Origin of the sequence: Agriterribacter sp. (genome assembly GCF_035445465.1) — a bacterium.
Classification (GTDB): Bacteria; Bacteroidota; Bacteroidia; order Chitinophagales; family Chitinophagaceae; genus Agriterribacter.
Map to the genome: position 1 here is coordinate 172,318 of NZ_DAOMQT010000005.1, position 2,361 is coordinate 174,678.

The window sequence follows — 2,361 nt, forward strand, 5'->3', positions numbered from 1 at the left end:
ATCAAAACTTCAATTCACCTGCCTGTGTTTGTATAACCAGTTCCTGTTGCTCCGAGGCCTCTACCCTGCCAATAACCCGGGCTTCCACGCCATACTGACCTGCTGCCCGTATTACCGCCTCCGCATTTTTTTCAGGGGTATATATTTCTAACCGGCAGCCCATATTGAACACCTGGTACATTTCACGCGCAGGCGCATTGCCCGCCTTTTGAATAATGTTAAAAATAACAGGAGGAGTAAAAAGATTATCTTTTACAATCCTTACCTTTTCCGGTACATATTTCAGGCATTTGGTTTGTCCGCCGCCACTGCAGTGTATTAAACCGTGTATGGCTTCAAAATTTTCTTCCAGCAAGGTTTTCAATACAGGAGCGAAGGTACGTGTAGGCGACAGCAATAGTTTCCCGATAGCTATTTCATTGCCGTCAACGCTAAGCCTGTCTGTCATTTTATGCGCTCCAATATATACTACATTATCGCTCAGTGAAGGCTCAAAGGTTTCAGGATATTTTTCAGCGTAATATTTACTCAACACATCATGCCTGGCGCTGGTAAGCCCGTTGCTGCCCAACCCGCTGTTATATTCGTTTTCATATGCACAGGTACCATAGCCCGCCAGTCCTACAATTACATCGCCTGCCTGTATCTTTTCATTGGTGATCAGCTTATTCTTTGGCCAACGCGAAGTCATGGTGCCATTTACCGCGATGGTTCTCACCACATCACCCACATCGGCTGTTTCACCACCCAAATAATGGATATGTATACCATAGGCAGCCATCTCCTCAAAAAACTCCTGTGATCCGCCAATCACCTGCTCCAGCACTTCTCCCGGAATTCGTTTTTTATTGCGGTCAATAGTGGAATTGAATACCAAGTTATCATAAACGCCTACGCAAAGCAAATCATCAAGGTTCATTACAATAGCATCCTGCGCAATGCCCCTCCACACCGAAATATCACCGGTTTCCTTCCAGTACAGGTAAGCGAGTATGCTTTTGGTTCCCGCTCCGTCGGCATGCATGATGTTTACATAATCCTCCGCTCCACCTAAGAAATCGGGATACATTTTACAAAACGCTTTAGGAAACAACCCGGCGTTTAAATTCCTTACCGCGGCATGCACTTCTTCTTTTTGCGCCGAAACGCCTCTTTCATTATATAAGCTCATGATATTTTTTTAAACCGCTGCAAAAGTAAATATTCGCGGTTCAATTATCAATTATCTATTAGTTTTGCAACCCGGAAACCATATACCGCAGCTTTTACCAAATTACCATTTACCCTGCAAATACATCATAACATAACGCAACTTCCTGTTTTTAATAATGCTGTAGTTACCATTGGCACTTTTGATGGCGTGCACAGCGGGCATAAACATATCCTTGGCCAGCTCAAAGCGGAAGCTCAAAAAATACGGGGGGAAACGGTTATCATTACCTTTCACCCGCATCCCCGAAAAATTGTTAGTCATACCCATAAAGTACAGCTTTTAAACACCTTAGAAGAAAAAATTGAATTGTTATCGAATGAAGGAATTGATCACCTTGTGGTCATTCCCTTTGATGAAGCATTTGCAGAACAGAGCGCTGAAGCGTATATCAGCGACTTTTTAGTAAAAAGGATCCATCCGCATACCATCATTATTGGTTATGACCACCGCTTTGGTAAGGATCGTGCCGGCAACTACCTGATGCTGGAACAATATGGGGAGACATTGGGATTTGAGGTGAAAGAAATTGCTGAAAAAGTGCTGAACGAAGTGGCAGTAAGCTCCACCCGCATCCGGAAGGCGTTGCTGGAGGGAGATATAGAAACGGCAAATATCCTGCTTGGATACAATTATTTTTTTGAAGGAAAAGTAATTGAAGGCAATCAATTAGGACGTACCATAGGTTACCCTACAGCTAACCTGGCTATAGAAAACCATGAAAAGCTCATTCCGGGCAATGGTGTATACGCGGTGAAAATCAAAACGGGGGAAGCCTGCTTTAAAGGGATGATGAATATTGGCTTTCGCCCCACGGTTGACGGCAGCAGGTTAGCGGTTGAGGTAAATATTTTTGACTTTAACCGCGATATTTATCATACAGCCATACGGGTATACGTAAAACATTTTTTAAGATCCGAGCAAAAATTTAGCGGGCTGGATGCATTGAAAGCCCAACTGGCGCAGGACAAAGAAATGGCAGTTCAAAAGTTAATCCGATAAACAGAGGTACTAAAAACAATGCCGATACTGCCCCGCATCTAAGCAGGGTTATTAAAGCTGGATTTGCCATAAAATCATTACAAAGGAGAACTCCTTGTGGCTTCGTGTCTGCTATGTAGAAAAGCATAGTGAGGTGTAATATGTGCGAA

General features: G+C 43.5%; 2 protein-coding genes. One reads left to right on the plus strand and one right to left on the minus strand.

All coding sequences use genetic code 11. The annotated features are described in order from the left end of the window. Position 1 precedes the first annotated feature (1 nt). Positions 2-1,171, minus strand: coding sequence for an AIR synthase-related protein (locus PLE34_RS04765; protein WP_324554637.1), 1,170 nt, complete (start codon positions 1,169-1,171; stop codon positions 2-4). 189 nt (positions 1,172-1,360) lie between these two features. Here PLE34_RS04765 and PLE34_RS04770 point away from each other — a divergent pair, with 189 nt between their 5' ends. After that, the gene (locus tag PLE34_RS04770; RefSeq protein WP_324554638.1) at positions 1,361-2,212 is read left to right on the plus strand and encodes a bifunctional riboflavin kinase/FAD synthetase; all 852 of its coding nucleotides are present in this window, start codon (positions 1,361-1,363) and stop codon (positions 2,210-2,212) included. The last annotated feature ends 149 nt before the right edge of the window (positions 2,213-2,361 follow it).

What these genes read in the sequence shown, in the direction of transcription:
- PLE34_RS04765 (WP_324554637.1), bottom strand. Translation starts at nt 1,171, where the DNA reads ATGAGCTTATATAATGAAAGAGGCGTTTCGGCGCAAAAAGAAGAAGTG.